Consider the following 24742-nt stretch of genomic DNA (forward strand, 5'->3'; position numbering starts at 1 on the left):
AATTAATGAAAATCGTTGATTTACTAGGTAAAAAAAGTGTGAAGCGCGCGGTTTCTGCTGCTCTAGCAGTTTTAACCGCGCTGCCGCTGGGCGCGTGCGGTGCGCCTAACAACGCGCTTCGTGCAAATAGCGAGAATAACGCAAAATCTGGGAAAATTAACGTTGTAACAACAACGGGCGTTTTGCGAGATATGGTTGCGAATGTTGCAGGAGACGCAGCAAATGTGAGTGCGATTGTGCCAGACAACGCGGATCCGCATTCGTACGAGCCGCGTTTGCGCTCAATTAGAGACGTTGTGTACGCGGATGTTGCTTTTAGTAACTACATGATGCTTGAGGAGCACGGCGTAATTACAGCTTTGGACGCTAATTTGCGAAAAGGTGTGCCAAATGTGCAACTTGCGGAAGAAAGTGTTAAGCACGCTGCAGATATTATTCCGATGGTAGAAGACGTGTCTTTAGACACGATTTGGCTAGGTCTTGCTACAGAACGCATGGCTGCGCAACCGAGCGAGGAAGCGCATAGCGTGCAAGGCAGTGCAAATGCAAATCCGCAAAAGCGTGCGGAAGAATCGCCTTCGGCGGCGGCTGGTGAGTTAGCTTCTCTAAACAATCTCAATAAAACAAAAACAAATTCAAAACAAGCCAGCCAACTAGAAAAGTCAGGTCAATCTTTGCAATCAAATGCGCCTTCAACTGCAACAAAAGAAGGTCGCGCAACTGTAATAAAGCCGAACGCATACAACATGAAAAGGTCCGACAGAATACGCTTAACAGCTACAAAAGTAAGCGGACCAGGCGCGCTATTTGCATACTTGACTGGCACTTTTGGAAGCGTAGAAACATACTTTAACAGCACAAACGGAATAAGCGCAAACGACCACGTAGACTTGCCGGCAGACGCACACACGCATTTAAGCTGGGCATTTAGCAAGCCAGGCGAATACACACTTGACTTGCACGCCGACATGCTAAACGCACAAAACGAGGTAGTGTCTAGCCTTGGAAACACCAAAATGCGATTTGCTGTAGGCGTAAACGCGCAAAAAATAGCCAAAAAACGTGGAGCTAGCGTAGTGCTGAACAAGGGTCATGCAGATTTAGCTTACGACTTGGCAAAACGCGGATTTGTGTACCGCGTAGATACTTTGCAAGAAAAGCGCTCCACTACACCAAAACGCGTGTATTACAAGCCTCGCGATGTGGTTGTAGAAGTTCCAACTAACGCTTTGAAAGAAATTCCGGCAGAACAAGGATACAGGTTTTTGGGAGCTGCAAGGCAGAAGATTTATCAGCTGCCGCAAGCAGTTTTAGGAAAGCACGTTCACGGAGACATTGACCCGCATTTGTGGCAATCCGTAAAAAATGGCATAGCATACGTGCGCACAATCGCAGATTGCCTTTGCGAAGTGGACCCTAAAAATGCTCGTAAATATCGCGAAAATGCGGATCGATACATTAACAAGTTGTTAGACGTAGATGCGTATATGCGCAAAAAAGTGGCGTCAATACCAAAAGAGAAGCGCAATTTAGTTACAACGCACGACGCTTTTGCGTACTTAGGTAAAACTTACGGCGTGAATATTGCAGGATTTGTAACGATTAATCCTTCGAGCGAGCCGAGCGTGCAAGATAGGCGTAGATTGCAGCAGATTTTGCGCGATTTAGAGATTCCAGCTGTGTTTTTGGAGCCAAATTTAATATCGCGTTCGTCTGTGCTGAAGGAGTTGGCAGCGCAAGCGCACGTAAAAGTGTGCCCGATTTATGGAGATGCTTTCGATTCTAAAGTGCGAACTTACGCGGATATGATGCGAGCGAACGCGGATTCTTTAGCGAAGTGCTTGAAGTGAGATTGAAGTTGAATTTATGAAGATTAATAAGGGAAATATGGACGCGAATATGGACGAAAATACTGTTATAAGCGCGCAAAACTTAATCGTAAGTTACGGCAGTCGCACGATTGTAAAAGACGTTTCGTTTACGATTAAAAGCGGCGAATTTGTGGGACTTCTTGGTGCAAATGGAGCTGGAAAAACAACGCTTTTCCGCGCGATTATGGGTTTGATTCCGCATACTGGAAAACTCGAAGTGCACGCTAATAAAAGCGGTGAATCTTTGATTAATTCGCGAGTAAACAACGTTGGATACGTGCCACAACGCCACGATATTGCGTGGGATTTCCCACTTTCTGTACTAGACGTGGTAATGATGGGCCGCATTCGTCACATTGGCTACGTTCGTCGCGCAAAAAAAGAGGACTACGAGATAGCGCTCGCTTCTCTTGAGCGCACAGGAATGGCGGATTTTAGGGATCGCACAATCGGCGAGCTTTCGGGCGGGCAAAGGCAGCGCGTACTCGTTGCGCGCGCTCTTGCAGGGCAGCCGCGTTTGCTTCTTTTAGATGAGCCATTTACAGGCTTAGACATGCCTACTCAAGAGCTGCTCACGAGTCTTTTTTTGGATTTAGCAAAGTCGGGAGAAGCTATTTTGATGAGCTCGCACGACATAATCGGATCTATAAACTCGTGTTCTAGAATCATGCTTTTCGACGGAAGCATAGTGGGCGACGGCGCTCCAGAATCGTTAAACGCAAATCAATGGGTGCAAACATTCCATGTGGATGCGCAAAATCCACTAATCAAAGCTGTAGAGCGCGTTATGGCGCATGAAAGTGGGGCAGAAAAGTAATGCTATCTCCAATCGACTTTATACAAGACCTTACAAACCCAGACCTTTGGTTCTTACTCAAAGCGCTTATAGTAGCGTGCCTTTCTAGCGTAATATGCGGAGTTGTAGGATGCTACGTAGTGCTACGCGGAATGGCGTTTATTGGAGACGCAGTAGCGCACTCCGTTTTTCCAGGACTCGCAATCGCATTTGTGTTGCAAGGAAACTTGCTGTTTGGCGGCGCGCTCGCAGGAGTTGCAACCGCGCTAATCGTATCAATCTTTAGCCAAAATCGTAGACTTCGCGAAGACTCGTTTATAGGCGTATTTTTTGTGTCTGCCTTTGCGCTGGGAATCGTAGTAATCTCAAAGGCTTCGGGCTATGCAGGATCCTTGGAATCGTTCCTATTCGGCTCCATTACAGGAATACCAGACTCCGACATTGCTGTAGTGGCAATAACAGGGCTAATAATCGTAACGCTTCTAATGATGTTCCACAAAGAGCTAGTATGCGTTTCAATGGATCGAGAAACAAGCCGCGCAATGGGGTTGCCAGTAGCGTGGTTGGATGGAATGCTATACGTTTTAGTTGCGATTGCTGTAGTAGTATCTGTGCAAATAATTGGAAACGTGCTTGTTTTAGCGCTTTTGATTACGCCTGCGGCGACTGCGCGATTGCTTACCGACAGACTTGGGAAAATGATGATTTTGGCGCCTGCTATTGGGTGCGCTTCTTCGATTCTTGGAATGTACTTGTCTTGGAGTTTAGACACTGCTACTGGCGGCACAATCGTTTTGGTTGCGACTTTTATGTTTGTTCTAGCGTGGGTGTGCTCGCCTAAACATGGGTTGGTGGCGAGGATTGTGCCGAAACTGCGATCAGTCGTTTCGTAAAATTGCGGTTTATAGTTTGCGGCACAATAGACGTATGGTATCTAAAGGAAAGCCTTCGCCTAGAAGCGCAGTTAAGCCGCTCAGTGATGAGCAAGTAGAACGCTTAGCGCGAGCACACAAGTTAGTTGATCCTACTTATTACTACCCAACTGGCGCGCGGACGCCAAATACGGCAGAAATCAACGCGCAAAATCCAAAAGCAACTGAGCGTCTCCTTGAAGGAACGTCTCGCGTGCTTAGATCTCGTTGCAAAGTGCGCGCATGGGGATTAGAGAATGTGCCAGAAGAAGACGTGTTTATAACCGCTTGCACGCACGTTACAATGTTCGACGTTTTCGTGCCAATGACGTCTCTATTCCACCAAGGCCGACGTCCGCGATACATGGCAAAAGCAGAGCTTGCGCATTGGCCAATCTTAGGAAAATGGTTCCAGCTTGTTGGCATGCAACCAGTTCCACGCAGAAGCGGAAAAGCACGTGAAATCGAAGAAGAATCGATTAAAATCCTAACAAACGGTAGGCCGCTTAGCGTATGGCCAGAAGGAACAGTTACGCGCGACCCTCAAAAATGGCCTATGAGCATGAAGCCAGGAATCGGAGTTATTGCGCTCGAAGCATCGCGTAGGCTGGGGCATCAAATTCCGCTATTTTGCGCTGTTACATGGGGTGCTGCAAGCATCAATCATTGGTGGCCGTGGCCAAAGAAGAACGTTGTAATGTGCTACGATGCGCGTCTTGATTATTCGGATCTTCTAAAAGATATGGAAAATTGGGGTGATTTGCCGCCTATGGAGTCTGCTGCCGAATTGGCTCGTCGCGTACGCGTACGCATGACGGAAATTATGGAAGAGATCCGCGGAGAAAAAGCACCAGAAGGATACTTTGACTATAGACTTATGAAGAGAGTCAAAGAATAGTGACTGTAAATTTGCGGTTCACTAAGCCGTAAAACTTTTGTGAATCATCCGTAAAGCGGGCTGTGTAGAATTATGCAATAGTTTGATTAAAAGTATGCAAACATAAAATCGTAAATACTTAAATCACAAAAGTATATAGATTAAAACCGAAAGGCTAGGCGTAAACATGAACGTTACGGTGTTGGGTGCTGGAGCTTGGGGTACGGCGTTTGGGCAAGTGCTTGCAGACGCGGGAAATCAAGTGACAATGTGGGCAATAGAGCCGCAAATTGTGGAAGGCATTCGAGATAATCACCGCAACGAAGTGAGGCTGCCAAGCGTAGAGCGTTTGCCAGAAAACATGACTGCTACTGGGGATCGCGAAGAAGCTGTAGCAAACGCAGACATTGTAGTAGTTGCGATTGCAGCACAATTTGCGCGCGTTGCACTCGAAGAATTTGCTGGCAAAATTCCGCAACATGCGATTGTTGTTTCGCTTATGAAGGGCATTGAGCGCACAACAGGCAAGCGTATGGACGAAGTTGTGTGCGAAGCTTTAAGCTTACCGCGCAACCGTTTTGCAGCATTATCGGGGCCAAACTTAAGCAAAGAAGTGGCATTAAGGCAGCATGCGGCAGCGGTTGTGGCGTGCGAGAATCGCGCAAATGCCGAAGTGGTGGCAAAAGCTTGCTCAAACAGCTACTTTAAGGCGTTTGTATCAACCGACGTAATCGGCGTAGAGATGTGCGGATCGCTTAAAAACGTGGTTGCGCTCGCAGTTGGCATGGCTCGAGGCGCAGGATACGGAGAAAATACAGCAGCTATGATTGAAACGCGTGGACTTGCAGAGTTGACGGCATTGGGCGTTGCAGAAGGCGCAGATTCGCGCACATTCGCAGGACTTGCAGGCTTTGGTGATTTAGTTGCAACTTGCGGGTCTCCGCTAAGCCGCAACTACACTTTTGGATCAAATCTTGGGAAAGGCATGAGCGTTGAAGAAGCAACTGCCGTAAGCAATGGTGTGGCTGAAGGCGTTCCAACTACTAGCGCGGTTGTTTCAATGGGTAAGCGTTTGGGAGTTGCTACTCCGCTTGCAAGTGCGATGGCTCGTGTGCTAGAAGAAGGAATATCGTGCCAAGAGATGCTTGCAATGCTTTTCGATAACGATGTTTGCGAAGAGTAGTGAAATTCCTTATAAGCCGTGCGCGTAGAGAATTCAAAATAATTAAAATAATTAAGATAATTAAAATAATTTTCAAAGGAAAAAAATGACTAAAAAGCGTGTAGTGTTCTTGTATGGCGGTAAAGCAGACGAACATTCGATTTCTTGCATATCGGCTGCTGGAGTACTCAGTGCTGTAGACGAAAGTCGATTTGAAATCGTACGTATTGCAATAACAAAGCAAGGCGAGTGGATTGTTGGCGGCGAAGATCCGCGAAACTTCCGCATGGAGCAAGGCGAGTTGCCAGTAATCACAAAAACCGAGCAGACGCGCGATGTTGTGCTAGACCCAGCTAAAGGTGCCGACGGATTTTTGGTGAGAGATGCAGATGGCACGCTTACAAGTTTGGGTCATATTGACGTTGTTTTTCCGGTTCTTCACGGCCCAAACGGTGAAGACGGAACCTTGCAAGGTTTGCTAGAAATGATGCAAGTTCCATACGTTGGTTGCGGAGTTTTGGCATCCGCCGCATGCATGGATAAGTATTACGCTAAGCAACTTTTTAAGGCGGCTGGAATTGATGTTGCTCCAGGAATCGCGCTGGATGTGCGAAAGTTCGCTAATGATTGCGCAAATCACTTTGACGCGTACGCAAACGAAATTCTTGAGCAAGTTGAAGAAGCAAAACTCGAGTATCCACTTTTTGTAAAACCAAGCCGAGCAGGATCTAGTTTTGGAGTTACAAAAGTTGAATCGCGCGATGCTAAAGCTTTAGCAGATGCCGTTTTTGAGGCTTCAAAGCACGATTGGCGAGTATTGATAGAGCAAGGAATTGACGCGCGAGAAATTGAGTGCGCGGTTCTTGCCGCTCGCGACGGCGAAGAGCCTAAAGCGAGCTGGCCTGGAGAAGTTGTGCTGGACAAGCGTCAGGCTGGCGAAGACCAGTTCTACGATTTTGACAGCAAATACATGGATTCCGCAGCTTCGCACGTGGAAGTGCCAGCAAATCTGCCAGAAGAAACTTTGCAGCGCGTTCGCAATACTGCGCTCGCAGCGTTCAAAGCAGCGGACGGTCGAGGACTTAGTCGCGTGGATTCTTTCGTTACTCCAGAAGGACATGTAATGATTAACGAGATCAACACCATGCCTGGATTTACGCCAATTTCCATGTATCCAAAAGCTTGGGAAGCAACAGGAATAAGCTACAGTGATTTAATCACAAAACTTATTGAAGGCGTGATTTTAGACTGATACAATCTTCAAAAAATCATGGTTTTTGAGGATTAGTCGCCAGCAACCGAAGAATTTGTGCAAATTTGCGCAAATATCAAATCTTAAAGTCTGTATAAAATCAGGTTTAAGAGAAAACTTAAAACACAAACGAAGAGGTAAAAATGCGAAAAACTCAGCATAACGACATGTACCATTTAGCGCGAAAACGTCAAGGAGATGTTGGTGTATCGCTGTGCTTATTCCTATTTGTTTGGATTCTTGCAACTATTTTAATAGGTGAACTTATAGGCTTGTTCATTCCAAAAGGTGTTCTAAGTCCTTCATTAAGCTCCTTCGTTTCGTCAGACATTGCGCAATACTTAATAGCGTTGCCGATAGCGATGCTTGTTTTAAGACGAGTGCCAGCGGTAGAAACACGCAAATTCACAATGACATTCAGACAGTTTGCTGGATTTTTCGCAGTGAGCGTACCGATAATGTATGCAGGAAACTACCTAGGTTTGGCGATTTCTGCGCTTATATCTGGCGGAAAAGCTGAAAACAGGATTGCAGATATAGTGGCAGGCGGAAACGTATGGGAAACCATGATTTTCGTTGTTTTCCTTGCTCCAGTTGTGGAGGAATGGCTGTTTAGAAAGCAGATTATAGACAGGCTGCGAGTGTATGGCGAAAAGCGCGCGATTGTGTTCTCGGCTCTGGCGTTTGCGTTGTTCCATATGAACATGTTCCAGTTCTTCTACGCTTTTGGGCTGGGACTTGTGTTCGGCTACATGTATGCGCGCACATCGCAGCTTAGATACAGCGTTGCTTTGCACATGATTGTGAACTTCCAAGGAAGCGTTATAGCGATGTGGATTTCCGACAATATGATGGATTCAAACGGGAACTTAATTAAAGTTGAGAATCTTACAACGCAAGAAATCGCGGATTTGGCTCCTGGATTCATGTTTATAGGTCTTTACGCGATGTTCATGATTGTTATGTTTGTGTTTGGAATTGTGCTGTTAGCAAGGAGTAAAAAATATCTCGAATTCTACGATTCGCCGCTTGAAATTCGCGGAAGTGCTGGAATAAAGGCGCTTTACGGAACAGTCGGCATTATGGGTTTCCTTGTGGTTTCAGTGCTTATGAATATGATAATGCTTTTTGTGTGAGCGAGAACGCGTTTAGTGTGATTTCGGATTACGGGATTATTTGTGATTGATTAGTGTATTGGAGGCGATTTTATGGTTACGGTAAATGCAGAAAATGCAGAAAATAGTGATGGATCGGTTGCTGGCGACTTTTCTGCTGAGCCAATCCGCGTGGGTCTTTTAGGCGCCGGAACAGTAGGATCGCAAACAGCGCGTCTAATAGTGGAAGAAAACGCTGACTTATCGGCGAGAATCGGCGCTCCGCTAGAACTTGCAGGAGTAGCATGCTTGCATCCAGAAGATGTGGACGCTCCATGGATTGCCAAAAATCTTCTAAGCGCAGACGCTCTAGCATTATGTGAACGCGAAGATATAGACATAATCGTTGAGCTAATTGGCGGTTTGGAACCAGCGCACACATTTGTAAAAACCGCTCTAGAATGCGGAAAGTCGGTTGTAACAGCAAACAAAGCATTGCTTGCAAAGTTTGGTCCAGAACTCTACGATTGCGCGCAAAAAAACGGAGTGGATTTAAGTTTCGAGGCGTCTGTTGCAGGTGCAATCCCAATTTTGCGTCCGCTTAGAGAGTCGCTTGTAGGCGACAAAATCACGCAAATTTTTGGAATCGTAAACGGAACTACAAACTATATTCTTGACGAGATGACGGTTCGCGGTCTTGATTTTGATTCGGCTTTACGCGCGGCTCAAGAAAAGGGGTACGCGGAGGCGGATCCTACAGGAGACGTTGAAGGATTTGATGCAGCAAACAAGGCTGCTATTCTTGCAACACTTGCATTCCAAATGCCAATAAGCATTGATGACGTTAGTGTTGAAGGAATTAGCGCGATTACGGCTGAAGACATTGCTGCGGCAAGTGCAGAAGATCGCGTGATCAAGCTGCTTGCAGCGGTTTCTTGCGATTCGAATGGATTGGTGAGCGTAAGCGTTTACCCAGCGTTGGTTAGCAAAGAGCATCCGCTGGCCTCCGTTCATGGCAGCTTTAACGCCGTTTTTGTTAAAGCGCAAGCGGCGGATGATCTTATGTTCTACGGCCGCGGCGCTGGTGGTGCGCCAACAGCCAGCGCGGTTGTTGGAGATATTGTTGGAGCTGCTAGAAACATAGCGCGCGGTTGCAGCGATGCCAGCGTGCCAATGTATAACGCAAAATCTTTGGCTTCCACGCGCTCGATTCGTGCGGATTTTGTTGTGCGATGCAGCATGGAGGATACTTCACTTGCGCTTTGCAGCGAAGTGATGGATGTGTTTGATGCGCATGGAGTTAACGCGGAACGATTGCCTATGCTTTGCCAAACTCAATATGAGGGCGAGGGCGATTGCCCAGCTTGCGGAATCGGCGGTCCTGGCGATTTGCGTGTGCTTGTAAAAGATTGTACAGAGGCGGATTTGAGCGCAATTCTTGCGGATTTGCAAAAAGTGGATGTTGTGTGTGCAAAACCGCTTGCTTTGCGAATTATTAAGTAATTGAGTAATTAAGTAATCGCGTAATTGAGTAATTATTGAGTAATTAAGTAATTAAGTAATTAAGTAGGCTGCTCGAACGGAAAAGGTGCGAAATGAAACCAGTATGCAACAGTGTGTCAGTTTGCGTGCCAGCAACCAGCGCAAATCTTGGGTCGGGATTTGACGTTGCAGGAATTGCGCTTGATTATGCGGATTCGCTAGTTTTTACGCTTGATGATACGCTTGACGATTCGCAAGATGTTCGCGTGATTATTCACGGCGAAGGCGAAGATACGTTGCCAAAAGACGAGACGCATCTTGTTGTTCGCGCATTTCGCAAAGCGTGCGAAGCGTTTGGCTTGCCGCATTTGCGCTTTACTCTAGAAGCGCATAATCGCATTCCGCAAGCGCGAGGAATGGGATCTTCCGCCAGTGCGATTGTTTCGGGCGTGGCTGCAGCTTGGGCTTTTGCGCATAATGGAAATCTTAATAAGCAGGCGATTTTTGAGCTTGCAGCTGCGATTGAAGGACACCCAGATAATGTTGCTCCAGCGGTTTTTGGCGGATTGACAACCAGTTGGAAGAATGGCGATGAGTTCCACACTGTTCGATACGGCGTTTCTAAGCAAATTCGTGCAACGATTTTCGTGCCAAACTTTACTCTTTCAACGCAAATGGCTCGCCAAGCGCTTCCAGAAACAGTGCCATATGTAGATGCCGTATTTAACGTTTCGCGCGCTTGCTTATTGCCGATTGCGTTTGGTGATTTTGGTGATTTTAGCGCGTTTGCTGATTCTTGCGATTCTTGCGTAAAATCCACTCTTTCTAGAAACGATTTGCTTTTTACAGCTACTCAAGACGCTATTCACCAGCCATACCGAGCAAGTCTTATGCAACCAACTTGGGATTTAGTAAAAGCTTTGCGAGATAAGGGGTTTGCAGCTGCTATTTCTGGAGCTGGATCTTGCGCGGCGGTGTTCTATGAGGAAAAGTCGCCAGCAACCGTAGATGAAAATAACGCTACTAATATAAGAGAAAAAATAGAAAAAATTGCAGAACCGCTTTTAAGCGGCTGCGATTGGAAAGTTTTGCACGTGCATGTTGATTCTATTGGCGTTGCAATAACTCGCGAATAATTTGTGTGAAGTTGTAAAAAGGAAGAGTAAGGTATGACAGTTTCGTTGATTTTAGCTTCTCAATCGCCAGCGCGTAGATCTGTGTTGACTGCTGCAGGCGTGATTCCTGTGATTCACGTGAGCGAGGTAGATGAGCCAGCGGCGTTGCGTAATGCTGCAAATGCGCAAGGTGTTAGCGTGGAGCAGATGAGCGCCGAGGAGCGCGTTTCGATTTTGGCGCAAGCAAAAGCTTTTGCGGTGTATGAGTCGTGGAAACTTGTTGCAAATGCAGCGGCGAGCGCTAGTGGCGATTTGGTTGTGGGGTATCCGCTGGAGGCTGAGGTTGAGTCTGCAGAATCTGAATCTTCTGAAACTGGTAGTAACTCCTTAGCAAACGATTCGCAATCGCATGTAACGCATAACGTAGATACTGCACAGACTCGCGATTTTTCGGGCGTAAAAGTTCCTACTAAGACTTTTGATATTCACGATTTTGCGCACGTGAACAAGTCTTCTGCTGATTCCAATAGTGTGCTTATTGTTGGCTGCGACTCCATGTTTTTGCTAGACGGCGAATGCTACGGCAAGCCGCATACTCCTGAAGTGGCATTTGAGCGGATTAAGCGAATGAGCGGAAAAACTGGAGAATTGTTTACTGGCCATTGCTTAATCGACACGAAAAGTGGCAAAACAGTGTGCAAAGTGAGCCGCGCAAGCGTGACTTTTGCGCATATGAGCGATGAGGAGATCCGCGCATACGTAGAAACTGGCGAGCCATTGGAAGTTGCAGGATCCTTTACGCTAGAAGGCTTTGGCGGGGCATTTATTGAGGGAATTCAGGGTGATCCGCATGGAGTTCTTGGGATTAGCTTGCCGCTACTAAGGCAGATGGTTTGCGATTTTGGGTACGCTTGGCCAGATTTGTGGAATAGTCGCAAGTTAGAAAGCGAGGCGATTAAAGACGATCCAACTTCCGAAGAAGTGCCTAAAGAAAACGTGCATCAGCCAGGAGATGGATGGGTTATGTGCGATTGTGGGCGCAAGCATTGGGGCCACAATGGCGCGGCTGGCGTGTTGCTTGCTAGGCGAGATGAGACCACTGGGCGCGTGACTCACGTTGTTATGCAACATCGCGCGCTTTGGAGCGCGGAAGGTGGAACGTGGGGGATTCCTGGTGGCGCAATATCTGATGGTGAAACTGCGATTGAGGGCGCGTTGCGCGAGTCGTTTGAAGAAGCGAACATAACGTCTCAAGACATTGATGTTGTTGGTGCGTATTGCGAAAATCACGGGAATTGGTGTTATACAACAGTTTTTGCGTTTGAAAAGCTGGGGCATAGTGTGAATCCGTGCGCGCACGACGACGAGAGTATGGAAATCAAGTGGGTGCCGATTGATGATGTTCCGAAGCTAAAGCTGCTTACGGCAATGCGTACGGATTGGCCGTCTTTCCGCGCTCGCCTTGATTCTCTTGCTGTGCGAAGACCTGCCTGAGTGCTTTGGCTGCGCGAGCGGTATTTCCGCGTCGGTTGCTTCCGCTTTTTGCGCGACGACCTGCCTTTCCTCTTAGAGCGTGCGAGCGTATTTCCTATTTTGTGTTGCGCGCTACTTACTTGGTATTGCGCGAGGTTTGATGTATTTCTCTCCTCGCAACTCCCGTCGCTATGCTCCTCTTTTATTGCTCGTATAGAAATACATCAAACCTTCTGAATATCTAAAACTTTTTCGTATCTTTCATCACCGAGATTCTCGATTTTTCTTGCTGCTTCAGCGAATCACCATTTCATGCTGAGGTTCGCTTCATCCGCTGCGAAAAATCTCGAATCTCTACCTCACTTGGTGTAACCTATGCAACCTTGTAGTGTGTTTGTATCATAATCCGAGTTTGTTGATTCTTATCTGTGAAATCTTATAGAATTATGTTTATGCGCTGATGCATGCTAGTTTTCTGCTAGTTGTTAGATGTTTTGTGACTTGTGCTTGATTCTGTAATTTTGCTTGTGATTCATGGGTTTTGTGTTAAGTGCATAGAAATAAAGTAAACAAATCAAATAAAGCAACTATTTGCGTAGATTTGCGTAAAAATTAGGGGGAAATTATGTCTAATGCGTCAAATATTAAAAAAGATATTATTAAGGCAAAAGGCTTTACAATTCAGGTTTATACGGAAGATTTTATGAATGATTACGTTAGTTTAACCGATATTGCGAGATATAAAAACAAAGAAGAGCCTAAAGATGTTGTGAAAAACTGGCTGAGAGTGAAGAATACTATTGAATTCTTGGGATTGTGGGAGAGTATTAACAACCCGAATTTTAAAGGGGTCGAATTCGACTCCTTTAAGAATGAGGCTGGTTCTAATGCTTTTACTTTATCTCCTAAAAGATGGGTAGAATCAACAAATGCTATTGGCATAGTTTCCAAATCTGGTAAGTATGGTGGAACTTAGAAATTTGGCGCGAACGCAGATTTTATCTCTTGAGAATTTGAATAATTCTGGAATGAAGAGTTTGGATTCTGTGCTAAAAAATTGAGTTTGCTCAGGCTGAAAGCACGGTGTGCTTTCAGCACAAGCGAAGACATTAGCGCAGCTTACCTGATAGTTTAACTTAGAAGTAGACTTCCAGCTTTTGCTAGTTTTCGTTAAATGTAAAATCGCGCGATACCCTTGATTTCGTGAAGATTTAGAGAAATAGTACATCGATTTTCGTGAAAAATCGGCATATTTTTACCCTTGATTTGGTGAAAAATCAGCATATATTGACATTGGTTTTCGTGAAATATATACTATGAAACATAGTGTTTTCAACGGTTTTGTGTTAATTAAAAGTGGTATTAAAAGTGGTGTTATATGTTAAGGCGAAAATTCTATCAAAAAATGCTCGATTGGAAGAATGCTGATCGCGGTTCAACAGCACTTTTGGTAACGGGTGCTCGAAGAGTTGGGAAAAGCACTATAGTTGAAGAGTTTGCAAGAAATGAGTACAAATCTTATATTCTTATTGATTTTTCGCAAGCTTCAAAAGATGCGCTTCGGTTATTTGAAGATTATCGTTCAGACTTAAGCACTTTCTTTACGTACATATCTGCACTGTATGGTGTGAAACTTTATAATCGCGAATCGGTAATGGTTTTTGATGAAGTGCAATTTTTCCCACAGGCTAGAGAATTTATAAAACAACTAGTTGCAGATGGTAGATACGACTATATAGAGACTGGCTCGTTACTTTCGATTAAACATAATGTTGAAACAATAGTGATTCCGTCTGAAGAACAAGAAGAACGCATGTATCCTCTTGATTTTGAAGAATTTCTGTGGGCTTGTGGAGAAGAAAATCTATCGACTGTTATTAAGAGTTCATTTGATGAGTTAAATCCTTTGCCAGATGCTTTACATAAAAAAGCGATGCGACTTTTTAGAGAATATATGCTAGTTGGTGGCATGCCGCAGTCTGTAAATGAATATGTTGCTTCGCGGGATTTTGCTCGAGTAGATAGGGTTAAGCGTCGTATTCTCTCACTCTATAGGCAGGATGCTGCAAAGTTTGCAAAAGGGTATGAAATGAAAGTTATGGCTGTGTTTGATGGAATACCAGCACAGCTTTCTAGGCATGAAAAAAGGTATAGGATTACGTCTTTGGGTAAGAATGCTCGTATGCGCGATTATAAGGATGCGTTTTTTTGGCTTTCGGATGCGAGTATTACAAATAATTGCTACAAATCTACAGATCCAAATGTAGGCTTGAATCTTAATGCGGATGATGCGTTAGTAAAATGCTATATGGCTGATACTGGGTTGTTGGCTTCTATGATACTTTCAGATAGTAGTATTGCGTCTAATGATCTTTATAAAGAAATTTTATTTGGAAAAATCTCAATTAATGAAGGAATGCTAGTTGAAAACGTTGTTGCTCAACAGCTAATAGCATCTGGGCATCGCCTATTTTTCTATTCAAATAGAGATAAAGAAAATTCGGAAAATACTATGGAAATAGATTTTTTGATTTCTAAAGCTTTTCTGGATTCTGCTGGCAAAATGCGTATATCTGCGATTGAAGTTAAATCTGGAAATGTGTTCAAAACGGTTTCTCTTGATAAATTTAAGGCGAAGTTTTCAAAAAGAATTGGAACGAGTTATGTGTTTGCTCCTAAACAGCTTAGCGTTAGAAAAGATTTGAATTGCATAATATTACCACTTTATATGTGTGGATTGGTGTAGCGCTCCGAATTGTCTTTTCGCGCTACGCTCTAAGCGAAAAGGCAGGTCGGAGCGAACGGCTATTAGTAGCCGTTCGGCTGATTTGCGCAAATTTTGTGTAAAAAATGACGCGTGTTTTTGTGTGAAAATATTGATTTAGGGCTACGGGGGGGGGTATTCTAAGTGCTGATAGTCCATGTTTTTATGGATGAGATTTCGAGAATATTCAGTTGTATTCTTGCGATTGCTCTCTTCGCACGCTTATACGTGAGAAGGAAGAAGAAAGGAAGATCATGTTGAATAAGAAAGCGATTGCTGGTATAGCTGCCGCATCAATCGTGGTATCTTGCGGATTCGTCGGTAGCTTCGCCTTTGCTGACGAGGTTCCAGCTAATAATCCTGTAACAACCCCAGCTGGATACCCTGACGAAGTTCCTAACAACCCTCCAAAGCCAGCCCCAGTAACTACTCCAACCGTTAAGCCAGAAGATGATATTTATGGCTCTGGTTCGGAATGGGACCAGCTCCAGAACACTGAAAATGAGTATGAGAATTATTACGACCAAATGTATAATACTCATAAGAATTATAATGGTAATGATAAGCCATTGCCAAAGTTCGACCCTCACATGTTTGATGAGGACCATGACCCGAACGGCAATGATACTAAGCCAGAGATTCCAGTCAACCCAGACGAACATAAGACTGACCCTCAGACTCCTCCAGCACCAGAACCAAAGGTTGACACTACTAAAGAAGATGCCGAGTTTAAGGCGGCTCAAGATTTAGCCAACCAGAAGGCTCAAAACGCGTTGCTCCTGAAGCAGATGGCAGAAGGTAGTGTTAAGGCTTTGCAAGCTAAGATTGATAAGGCTACTGGTGCTGAAAAGACGAAGCTTCAAGAACAGTTGGAAAACGCTCAAAAGATTGCCAGTTCTTTCAGCGAGTTGAACGATAAGGCTACGAGCGTGGCTAAGGCTTACACTCAGGCTGCAACCATTCGCAGCGAAGTTAAGGCTCTTGAAGGTCAAGTTGCGACCGCCCAAGCAAAGTTTGACGCGTTGGCAAAGCAACAGACTGGTCCATCTGGTTCCGAAGCTTACAATAAGGCTGCCGAGGAGCTTGGAAAGTTACAGAAGCAGCTTAAGAACAAGAAGAATCTTCTCACGGCTGCTAATAAGGGTGTAACTAAGGCCGAGGAAACGCTTGTAAAGCAAGAAACTAAGGTTCAAGAAGTTCAGAATCCTAAGAAGGAAGAACCAAAGACTCCAACAATTAGTGAAATTCTTTCCACTATTGATGGTGACAAGGTTGCTGATTATAAACTCACCCCAGCTGACGTGAGTAAACTTGTTGGCGAAAAGAAGAATACAGATCCAGTGACGCCAACTCCAAAGCCTGTGAAGCCTGTGAATCCAAAGCCTGTGACTCCTGTGAATCCAAAGCCTGTGACGCCATCGGTTACACCGTCTGTGACGCCAACTCCTTCGACTCCATCGGATGATACTCCATCTTCTGATGATGACACGGCTCCATCCTCGTCTTCCACTCCGTCTGTAACAACTCCATCCGCTTCGACTACTGCTGGCGCATCTCAGTCGGCTCCATCCGCTGCTCCTGCTGCTGGTGTTCCTGCGGCTCCTGCTTCTGTTGCTGACTTGTTGCCAGGATTGAAGGGCATGCTTACGGTTGGTGCTAATAATGTTGCTGTTGCTGGCGCTGTTAATAAGGTGACTTTGAACATTTCTAACCAGGCGTTCCTTGACAGTTTGAATCGTGATGGTTCTGCTAAGGCTTATGCGTTCATTTACTCTAGCCCACGTCTTCTTAAGGGTGCTGATGGTGCTAATTATGTGACTGTTCGCATGGTTAATGGTAAGCCTCAGTTTGATGCCATGTTCCCAGCTGGTTATTCTGGCAAGCATACGGTTGTTCTTGTTGATGAGCAGGGCAATCAGCTTGGTTGGACTGATATTACTGTGAAGAATGGTACTGCTACTCAGGGTGAAGGATTGCCTAATTCTGGTGTTGGCATTGCTTTGATTGCTTTGACTGCTAGCGTTTTGGCTGGCGCTGGTGCAACCTTCCGTAAGATTCGTCGCTAAGCTACCGCTTGTGTTTAGTGCTGAATGGTGCTGAATACAGTAGAGACTAATATAAAAAGGTCTTTGTGCGTAATGTGTGCAAAGACCTTTTTATATGCTTTGCACTATTTTGTGTTATTTTGTGTTAAATATAAAATTGAGCGGTACCATTGATTTCGTGAAGATTGAGAGAAATAATACCTTGATTTTCGTGAAAAATCGGCATATTTTTACCACTGATTTTGTGAAATGTTTATAGCAAAACAGTAGTGTTTCCAACGGTTTTGTGTTAATTAATAAATGCTTTTAATATGTCGCCTGTTTTCGTTTATTTTTATCCCGAGTTTGTTTCCAAAATCTCCAAATACGTAAACAATCTCGGGAAAATCGCTCGCGCGTTACAGCGCGCTCACGTCTTCGCCTCGCGTAAAGTCCACTGGACTTTACGTTTGAGCGGCTCAGCGCTCCGAATTGCCTTCGCGCGCTACGCTTTGAGCGCGAAGGCAATTCTCGCGCCCGTGTTTGTAGTCAGATTTGCTTAAAAGGGAACAAATGCGGGAATCTAGTTGTGTGCGATTGTATTGTAGTGTTGCATTTCGTGTGGTGTTGGTGTGGCGTTGGTGTGGCGCTGGTTTGTGTCGGCGTGTTGCGTGTGTGGGTTGTGTGGAATGTTGATTTTTCAATGGTTTTATAGTGTTAGTGTTCTTGTTCGAGTAGTTTCCTGAGAAAAGTCTGGGAAAATTCTTTAAAAACCTTGAAACAATGTGTTTTTACGGTTTTATTAGTGTTAATCCGCAAATATTATGGTGAAAATAGTTTTTATTGTGGATTAGTTTGTGTGTAACATTATTTTTTTCTGTTTATTTTGTGTGATTGGGACTTGACTTTTTTAAACGGGGGGGGGGTATGTTAATAACAGCTGCTAGCTAGATGCTCTAGATGGTGGTTATCCACAATGTTTTGAATGTTGTTGGATGTTTAAGATTTTTCTTCGTGTACCTGCACGGAGGAGAAGAAGAAAGGAAATTAAAATGATGAATAAGAAGGCTATCGCCGCTTTCGCTGCTGGCGCTACTTTGCTTGCCGGCTTCGCAATGGCAACCCCAGCAATGGCTGCAAAAGTTCCTGCTACTGATACTGAGCGTACTCAGTTAGCTCAAGAGGCAGAACAGCGTGGACTTGGTTTTGTAGCAAATAATATTCGCGCCTCTAAAACAAGCTCTTACCAAGATCTTAAAGCCATGTTGCAAAAAGCTGAGGATGAACAAGACGCTGCAGAATCTCACCGTCTTCTTGATTATCCAAACGGTACATTGAATAATTCTTCTGCTGAGGGCGTTGCTGCTGAAGCTCGTAAGCGTGGTATTGCGAATCCTACGGTAGATGAGTTCCAGCCTGATTTGCTTGCTCAGTATGCTGGTACTCGTGCTGAGAAGCTTGGTAAGGCATACAATGATTTGCTTGATGGCAAGATTACTGAGGCTCAGTATCAGGCTGTGAAGAAGGCTGTGTTTGGTAGCAGCGAGTACACCGAGGATTCATTGGATTCAAAGCAGGACGACAAGCAGGCTCCTAAGAAGGATGACAAGAAGGATGATACTACCACTCCTGATCAGAAGATCAAGGATCTTGGTAAGTTGAACTTGTCTGATGCTGCTAAGAAGAAGCTTGCTGTTCATTACGTGTATAAGGCTAAGCTTGCTTTGGATGAGGCTGATAATAATCTTGCTGAGAAGAAGGCTGATTATGCTGCTAAGAGGAAGACTCTTGTTGAGACTATGAGTGAGCTTGCTGCTCGTAAGGCTGCTGCTGAGAAGGCTAACCAGGATTTGACTGATTTCTTGGCTTCTGGTGAGAATAATTCTGCTAAGGAAACTGCTCTTCGTGATGCTTTGAACCGTGCTCATGCTCATGAGCAGCGTGCTTTTGATGCTGAGCAGAAGGCTGAAGCTGAGTTTAATGCTGCTCGTGATGCTGCTTTCGCTGCTGTTGCTGCTTATAACAAGGCTTTGGCTGAGTATAAGGATGCTTATAATGATGCGGTTCGTTTGGGTGTGAATCCTGCTGCTCTTCCTCCTGTTGTGACTTCTGATCCTTTGGCTGCTGATTTCCCAGCTGTTCCTGGTACGAAGCAGATTTATGCTGATGCTTTGAATGGTAAGTTTGGTCCTGCTGCTCAGGCTTCTGCTAAGAAGACTGAGGTTGCTAAGGCTCAGTCTGCTGCTCCAGCTGCTGCTGGTAAGGCTGCTGCTAAGGGTGAGCTTGCTGCTAAGGGTGGTAATGGTCATGGTAAGTCTGGCGAGAAGCTTGGTAATGCTGGTGTTGGTGTTGCTTTGACTGCTTTGGCTGCTTCTATGCTTGCTGGTATGGGTGCTGCTGTTCGCAAGATGCGTCACTAAGCATTATTTACCACCTTATTTAGGGTTTGCGCTCAACGACTGGTGTGGTGTTTTGTAGGGAAGCATCACACTGGTTTATTCCCGATTCTCTTTGGTTTTATTGTTTTAACATTGGTTTGCTATTGTTTTTCTTTTCTTCCCAGTGTTGATTCGTTTAGCTTGTTGGGTTTTGGGTGTTGAGTGTTGTTGCTTTCGGTTTTGTTTGCTACTAGGGGCTTTCAAAACCGGAAGCATTTTTTTGTGTTTGTTTATTTTTGCCAGTGTTTGTAGTTATATTTGCTTAAATAGGGAACAAATGCGGGAGGATTAGTCACCCTAAAACTGCTGCGATTAACGCAATACAAATCGGACTCGTAACCGTAGAAAACAGGATTCCATCGCGCGCAAAACTCAAGCCAACATTGTATCTTGCAGCGTAATTGTACACGTTTTGACCAGTCGGCAGCGCCGCCAGCACAACACACGCGTAAAGAGTGGCACCTCGGAAACCCATAACAAAATAAGCCAATAAAAACGCAATAATTGGCATAATCAAGTTTTTCAGAATAGCAACAGTCGCAATAGCAGCACGATTAGAATCTTTTTGTAGCGGCTTGCTGCCGTAAAGTGACATTCCAAAAGCCATTAAAATCATAGGAACCGCGGAATCGCCAATCATCTTAATCGGGTCATAAAGAAAATTCGGAACAGGAAAATAGCCAACTTTTGCGGAAATTGCCGAAATAATAATTCCTCCAAGTGAACCAATTAAAAGTGGTTGTTTAAGCGGCTGTTGAGCAATGCGTTTAAGCGAGCACTTTCCAGTAGTTGTAACGTCTAAAACCGTTAGTCCAACAGGCGTAAAAACAGCTTGCTGCATAACTAAAATCGGTGCAACAAGTGCAGGGTTTCCAAGAATATAAGTTGCAACAGGCAAGCCAATGTTGTTTGAGTTTAAGTAAAGCGAGTTAAGCGCGCCAATTGTGCAATCTGCCGCAGGAAGACGGAAAAACAGGCGATTAAGCAGAATAAATGCAACGCCAACAATCATTGCGGAGAAAAACGCAACAAAAATTGACGAGTGGAAAATCTCAAAAATTGGCTCTTTTGCAAGTATTGCAAACATTAAACAAGGACTAGAAACAAAAAAGCTTACGCGATTAAGCACCATTTGTGCTTGCGATCCGCCGATGCGAAGACGCGCGGTTACGTACCCTGCGGCAATGACGATGCCAATTATGCAAAAGCCTTGCATAGCACTGATTAAACCCATGAAAACGATTTTAGCGCTGATTTTTGGATTGTGGGTAATGCGCAATCGACTTTTATTGGCGTATGTTACTTTTATTGGCGCATGTTATTTGACGTTGCAATATGGCATACTAGAAAACGGTGGCGCTGCAAGCCGCCAGAGCATTCGACGGCGTCGATCCCCTCACGTGATTTTCACGCATGATTTTGGGCGAGGCTGGTGTCCGCTGTCGTGCAGCTAGACTTTATTGATAGCCTTAGGGGTGGCTCGCATAAGCGTGTGCATTCTTCAGGCTAAGAGCGCGAAACTATTGCAGAGTTTCGCTAGGAGCATAGTGCCCAGAGTAACACGAGAAGGCTTCACCGTGCCCGAAGCCAATAATGATAAAAATGAAGATAAAAATCTTTCATTCGTAGCAGCAAATTCAAGCGCGAACGAATCTACTAACGCAGATGACGAGCAAAGATCAGCAGCTGCTTCAACTGTTACATCACCCGTTACAGCAGGTGTTGTCAATGTGGTTTCAGGTTCGCAAGACGCAGCGTCAAGCACAAGACGCAGGCGTGCTGGAAGACGCGTTGTAAGAGTTGCAGGAGCAGCTGGCGAATCGATGAAACTACACGTACAAGGCGGAAACGATTACGATACACGCTCTGAGGAAACTGAATCTGAAAGTGTTGTTGAGCATCAAACTCCTGTAAGGCCGATAACATCGCTACTTTTTCAGGAGCCTGTTTTACCTCATCGTTTGCCTGAAAACAATAGTCGTATGCGCGATTTAGATTACGACGATGATGCAAATGAAAGCGATAGAGAAAACAGTCGAGATGATTTAGACAAAGACAATAGTCGCAGTTCACGAAAGTTGCGTAAAACGCGTTCTGGCAGGAATGACAGGAAGAATCGCAATGAAGACGAGGATTTAAGTAGAGTACGTAGTCGCAAAAATCGCAATAATCGTAACAATTTTGACGATAACTATGATTCTGAATCTGACGATGATACACGTGTTATTCGTGTGCGTTCTAGAGTAAATCGTGCAGATCGTGCAGATCGATCTAATCGTGCAAATTCTGAAGATTTAAACGAAATTGATAATAGAAGCGATAGCAGAATAAGTAGAAATAATCGAGATTATCTGGATAAGGATAGCTTGGATAAGTCTAATTTTGATAAAGCTAACCTTGACAAAGATAATGGTGACAAATATAGCGAGAATAACAATAATGGTCGTAAGAATCGTGACAATCAGGATAATTACGATGATCAAAATCATAGAAAGTCACGCAAGAATCGCAGACTAAACGCTGCCGAAAGACGCGCCGCCGCAGAAGTCGAGCAAATAGAAGAAGACCTTGAATACGACGACATAGTTTATTCTCCAATCGATGATGTAATTGACGAAAGAATTGAAAATAGTGTTGAGTCAGATAATGATGTAGATTCTGAATCAACCCGCAAGTATACAAAAACTTCTGATTTAGAAAATAATGATGATGAAGACGGAGAAATGATAACCCGTCGTCGCCGTCGTCGCAGACCGTCTCGCGCAGATAAGGAAGATAGGACAGATAAGTCTGATAGATCAAGCCGTAGAACAACATCCGGCCTATCTTCGGATGATTCTTCATACGCTGACGATTATGACATAAACGAAATAGAAGTTTCTCAAGAAGACCGCGATTTAATTCCAGATCCAGACGAGTTGCGATCTCAAGATGACGAGGAAGTGTACACTCGTCGTCGCCGTCGTCGCAGGTCGAAATCTTCTGACGATTCGTCTCAAAGTTCCTCAAGTTCGCAAAGTTCGCAAAATTCACAAAGCACACAATCGCGTTTTGTGTCAATAGACTCCGATTCATCTAGTCGAAGATCTAGAAAACAGCAGTATATTGATGAGATTACGGATATTGAAGGTTCTACGCGACTTGAAGCCAAAAAGCAGCGTCGTCGTGACAATCGCAGGGAGCGTAATCGCCAAAACTTGCTTATGGAGCAAGACTTTTTGGCAAGGCGTGAAAACGTTGACCGACTTATGGTTGTGCGTGAACGCGATCGTCACACGCAAATTTCTGTAATCGAAGACAATATTCTTGTAGAACACTATGTTTCTGATATTCAAGAAGTTGCAACAGTAGGAAATATTTACCTTGGTCGTGTACAAAATGTGCTGCCAAGCATGGAGGCTGCATTCGTAGACATTGGTCAGGCTAGAAACGGCGTGCTTTACGCTGGCGAAGTCAACTGGGATACAACCCGATTAGAAGGACAGCCGCGAAGAATGGAGCTTGCGTTTAAGGCAGGAGACCCTGTTTTAGTGCAGGTTACTAAGGACCCTATAGGCCATAAGGGTGCGCGACTAACATCTCAAGTAACGCTTGCTGGTAGGTTCCTTGTGCTTGTGCCGTCTGGAGCGATGACGGGCGTAAGTCGCAAGCTATCCGACCGTGAACGCAGCCGACTTCGCGCAATCGTAAGCAAAATCGCGCCTAAAGACATGGGAATAATCATTAGAACCGCCGCAGATGGTGCTAGTGAAGATGCGATTGAAAAAGACCTTGAATCGCTTGTAAAACAGTGGGAACGAATCGAAACGAAGCGAGAAGAGTTCTTGCATGGCAAGCGTCCAAAGCTTTTGCAAGGCGAGCCAGATGTGGCTATTCGTGTTGTTCGAGACATATTTAACGATGACTTCCAAAAGATGATTGTGGAAGGCAAGGGCGCGTATGACCGCATTTGTGAATACTTGGAGATGATGGCTCCTGATTTGCGCAGCAAGATTGAGTATTGGGATCCTGCTGAGCATGAAGGCAAAGACGTGTTCGACAAGTGGCAAATCGACAGCCAGCTTAGAAAGGGCATGGAGCGCCAGGTTTATCTTCCTGCAGGCGGTTCAATTGTTATTGACCGAACGGAGGCAATGACAACGATTGACGTAAATACGGGTCGTTTTATTGGTCGCGGTAAGTCTTTGGAAGAGACTGTGACTCGCTGCAATTTGGAAGCTTCCGAGGAGATTGCGCGTCAGCTGCGACTTCGCGATATTGGCGGCATGGTTATGATCGATTACGTTGACATGGTTATGCCAGCGAACCGCGATCTTGTTTTGCGCCGTCTTGTTGAGTGTCTTGCGCGCGACCGCACAAAGCATCAGGTTGCAGAGGTTACATCTCTTGGCCTTGTCCAAATGACTCGTAAGCGCGTTGGACAGGGTTTAGTCGAGGCGTTTTCGGAGGAGTGCCCGACTTGCAAGGGTCGTGGGTTTATTCTTCACGACGAGCCGACTGTGTCTTCGGAGTATGCGGATCCTTACGCGCTTAAGGGCGGTGATCCGTTTATTAAAACCAATAAGCATGGTCATGGAAGTATTGCGGACCCTATGCCTGTGGTTAAGCAGGAGTCCAGTGCGGATGTTCGCGCCAAATTAGCGCGTATTGCGGCCGCTGCAGCGTCGTCGGCTTTCTTGGAGGAGTCTTTGCGCAAAAGTGACGAAAAAGACGATAACGATAATAAAGACGATAACAATAATGATGTGAATGCTGTAGCTGCAGATGACGTTGCTAATGGTGACGATGCAGACGATAGTGTTGTTGACAGTGTTGACAGTGTTGATGAATCTTCGGTTGCTGGCGACTTTTCTGCAGTAGATGCGAGTAATGAATCTGCAGAAAGCAGTGAAGAATCGCAAGTAGTCGGAAAAATTGAGGAATCTGATGATTCGCAAGAATCTCAAGAATCCACAGAAAGCTCTCAAGAATCTAGTGAAAACTAAAAAATAGACGCAAAGTATACGGCTCGAGTACAATAATGTCTATTGCTTATTTCGACTTTATGAATTAAGACTTGACGTTAGTACAGGGGTCGGTGTAATTTTGATAGTCGGTGTCTTGCCGCAGGTTCAACGCTGCGCGTGAGGCAATAGTAAAGCTTTCAATTTAGCTAAGGAACGAATTATGTACGCGATTGTGAAGGCCGGTGGCCATCAAGAGAAGGTTGAGGTTGGAGACGCCATCCTCGTAAACCGTCTCGATGCAAAGAAGGGCGATACCGTGGAATTCCCGGTCGCGCTCGTTGTTGACGGTGCTAAGGTGACCTTAAGCGCTAAGGATCTTGCAAAGATCACAGTTAAGGCAGAAGTTCTTAACGACGAAGCTAAGGGTCCAAAGATTAGCATTATGAAGTATAAGAACAAGACTGGCGTGGCTCGCCGCAAGGGTCATCGTCAGAAGTTGACTCTCGTCAAGATCACGGCCATCGCCTGATTGACGGT

At 45.1% G+C, this 24742-nt stretch carries 16 protein-coding genes and 1 pseudogene; 16 read left to right on the plus strand and 1 reads right to left on the minus strand.

The window, feature by feature from the left end; all coding sequences use genetic code 11:
* Positions 1-5: 5 nt before the first annotated feature.
* The 14 genes and pseudogenes from HXT53_RS00855 (at position 6) to HXT53_RS00920 (ending at position 19241) form a co-directional block, all read left to right on the plus strand.
* The gene (locus HXT53_RS00855; RefSeq protein WP_421780395.1) at positions 6-1850 is read left to right on the plus strand and encodes an anchored repeat ABC transporter, substrate-binding protein; all 1845 of its coding nucleotides are present in this window, start codon (positions 6-8) and stop codon (positions 1848-1850) included.
* A 16-nt stretch (positions 1851-1866) separates the two neighbouring features.
* Complete coding sequence (locus HXT53_RS00860; protein WP_004113713.1) at positions 1867-2688, plus strand: anchored repeat-type ABC transporter ATP-binding subunit; 822 nt, start codon at positions 1867-1869, stop codon at positions 2686-2688.
* On the plus strand, positions 2688-3560 hold the full coding sequence (locus tag HXT53_RS00865) for an anchored repeat-type ABC transporter permease subunit (protein ID WP_004113712.1): 873 nt from the start codon (positions 2688-2690) through the stop codon (positions 3558-3560). Before HXT53_RS00860 ends, HXT53_RS00865 begins: the two co-directional genes overlap by 1 nt.
* A 34-nt stretch (positions 3561-3594) precedes the next feature.
* The gene (locus HXT53_RS00870; protein WP_004113711.1) at positions 3595-4476 is read left to right on the plus strand and encodes a lysophospholipid acyltransferase family protein; all 882 of its coding nucleotides are present in this window, start codon (positions 3595-3597) and stop codon (positions 4474-4476) included.
* Between the two features lie 166 nt (positions 4477-4642).
* Positions 4643-5638, plus strand: coding sequence for an NAD(P)H-dependent glycerol-3-phosphate dehydrogenase (locus tag HXT53_RS00875; RefSeq protein WP_004113710.1), 996 nt, complete (start codon positions 4643-4645; stop codon positions 5636-5638).
* Between the two features lie 85 nt (positions 5639-5723).
* Positions 5724-6869, plus strand: coding sequence for a D-alanine--D-alanine ligase family protein (locus HXT53_RS00880; protein ID WP_174142710.1), 1146 nt, complete (start codon positions 5724-5726; stop codon positions 6867-6869).
* Positions 6870-7012: 143 nt separating this feature from the next.
* Positions 7013-8005, plus strand: coding sequence for a CPBP family intramembrane glutamic endopeptidase (locus HXT53_RS00885; protein ID WP_048730846.1), 993 nt, complete (start codon positions 7013-7015; stop codon positions 8003-8005).
* A gap of 72 nt (positions 8006-8077) precedes the next feature.
* Entirely contained in the window at positions 8078-9466 is a 1389-nt protein-coding gene (locus HXT53_RS00890; RefSeq protein WP_174142711.1) for a homoserine dehydrogenase, read from the plus strand.
* 92 nt (positions 9467-9558) lie between these two features.
* Entirely contained in the window at positions 9559-10581 is a 1023-nt protein-coding gene (gene thrB / locus HXT53_RS00895) for a homoserine kinase (RefSeq protein ID WP_174142712.1), read from the plus strand.
* 33 nt (positions 10582-10614) lie between these two features.
* Positions 10615-12054, plus strand: coding sequence for a Maf family nucleotide pyrophosphatase (locus HXT53_RS00900; protein ID WP_174190979.1), 1440 nt, complete (start codon positions 10615-10617; stop codon positions 12052-12054).
* A gap of 604 nt (positions 12055-12658) precedes the next feature.
* Positions 12659-13006: pseudogene (locus tag HXT53_RS00905) on the plus strand (KilA-N domain-containing protein); the annotation flags it as partial.
* 405 nt (positions 13007-13411) lie between these two features.
* The gene (locus HXT53_RS00910) at positions 13412-14779 is read left to right on the plus strand and encodes an ATP-binding protein (RefSeq protein ID WP_032842031.1); all 1368 of its coding nucleotides are present in this window, start codon (positions 13412-13414) and stop codon (positions 14777-14779) included.
* A gap of 272 nt (positions 14780-15051) precedes the next feature.
* Positions 15052-16863, plus strand: a complete 1812-nt coding sequence (locus HXT53_RS00915) for a hypothetical protein (protein ID WP_174190980.1) — start codon at positions 15052-15054, stop codon at positions 16861-16863.
* Between the two features lie 1010 nt (positions 16864-17873).
* On the plus strand, positions 17874-19241 hold the full coding sequence (locus HXT53_RS00920; protein ID WP_174190981.1) for a hypothetical protein: 1368 nt from the start codon (positions 17874-17876) through the stop codon (positions 19239-19241).
* A 310-nt stretch (positions 19242-19551) separates the two neighbouring features.
* Here HXT53_RS00920 and HXT53_RS00925 read toward each other — a convergent pair whose 3' ends face one another.
* Complete coding sequence (locus HXT53_RS00925; RefSeq protein WP_020760056.1) at positions 19552-20493, minus strand: AEC family transporter; 942 nt, start codon at positions 20491-20493, stop codon at positions 19552-19554.
* 343 nt (positions 20494-20836) lie between these two features.
* Between HXT53_RS00925 and HXT53_RS00930 the strand changes: the two genes are divergently transcribed.
* Both HXT53_RS00930 and rplU read left to right on the plus strand, forming a co-directional pair.
* Positions 20837-24244: an Rne/Rng family ribonuclease gene (locus HXT53_RS00930; protein WP_174142716.1), complete on the plus strand. Its 3408-nt coding sequence runs from the start codon at positions 20837-20839 to the stop codon at positions 24242-24244.
* A gap of 181 nt (positions 24245-24425) precedes the next feature.
* Positions 24426-24734 (plus strand): 50S ribosomal protein L21, encoded by a 309-nt coding sequence (rplU, locus tag HXT53_RS00935; protein ID WP_004111933.1) that lies wholly within the window; start codon positions 24426-24428, stop codon positions 24732-24734.
* The last annotated feature ends 8 nt before the right edge of the window (positions 24735-24742 follow it).

This window comes from Gardnerella sp. KA00390, from assembly GCF_049244075.1.
Taxonomy (GTDB): domain Bacteria; phylum Actinomycetota; class Actinomycetes; order Actinomycetales; family Bifidobacteriaceae; genus Bifidobacterium; species Bifidobacterium vaginale.

Bases quoted from the DNA above. Each gene is read 5' to 3' on its own strand.
- rplU (WP_004111933.1), top strand. From the start codon at position 24,426: ATGTACGCGATTGTGAAGGCCGGTGGCCATCAAGAGAAGGTTGAGGTT.
- HXT53_RS00900 (WP_174190979.1), top strand. From the start codon at position 10,615: ATGACAGTTTCGTTGATTTTAGCTTCTCAATCGCCAGCGCGTAGATCT.
- HXT53_RS00860 (WP_004113713.1), top strand. From the start codon at position 1,867: ATGAAGATTAATAAGGGAAATATGGACGCGAATATGGACGAAAATACT.
- HXT53_RS00910 (WP_032842031.1), top strand. From the start codon at position 13,412: ATGTTAAGGCGAAAATTCTATCAAAAAATGCTCGATTGGAAGAATGCT.
- HXT53_RS00915 (WP_174190980.1), top strand. From the start codon at position 15,052: ATGTTGAATAAGAAAGCGATTGCTGGTATAGCTGCCGCATCAATCGTG.
- HXT53_RS00890 (WP_174142711.1), top strand. From the start codon at position 8,078: ATGGTTACGGTAAATGCAGAAAATGCAGAAAATAGTGATGGATCGGTT.
- HXT53_RS00865 (WP_004113712.1), top strand. From the start codon at position 2,688: ATGCTATCTCCAATCGACTTTATACAAGACCTTACAAACCCAGACCTT.
- HXT53_RS00920 (WP_174190981.1), top strand. From the start codon at position 17,874: ATGATGAATAAGAAGGCTATCGCCGCTTTCGCTGCTGGCGCTACTTTG.
- HXT53_RS00880 (WP_174142710.1), top strand. From the start codon at position 5,724: ATGACTAAAAAGCGTGTAGTGTTCTTGTATGGCGGTAAAGCAGACGAA.
- HXT53_RS00925 (WP_020760056.1), bottom strand. From the start codon at position 20,493: ATGGGTTTAATCAGTGCTATGCAAGGCTTTTGCATAATTGGCATCGTC.
- HXT53_RS00875 (WP_004113710.1), top strand. From the start codon at position 4,643: ATGAACGTTACGGTGTTGGGTGCTGGAGCTTGGGGTACGGCGTTTGGG.
- HXT53_RS00870 (WP_004113711.1), top strand. From the start codon at position 3,595: ATGGTATCTAAAGGAAAGCCTTCGCCTAGAAGCGCAGTTAAGCCGCTC.
- HXT53_RS00855 (WP_421780395.1), top strand. From the start codon at position 6: ATGAAAATCGTTGATTTACTAGGTAAAAAAAGTGTGAAGCGCGCGGTT.
- thrB (WP_174142712.1), top strand. From the start codon at position 9,559: ATGAAACCAGTATGCAACAGTGTGTCAGTTTGCGTGCCAGCAACCAGC.
- HXT53_RS00885 (WP_048730846.1), top strand. From the start codon at position 7,013: ATGCGAAAAACTCAGCATAACGACATGTACCATTTAGCGCGAAAACGT.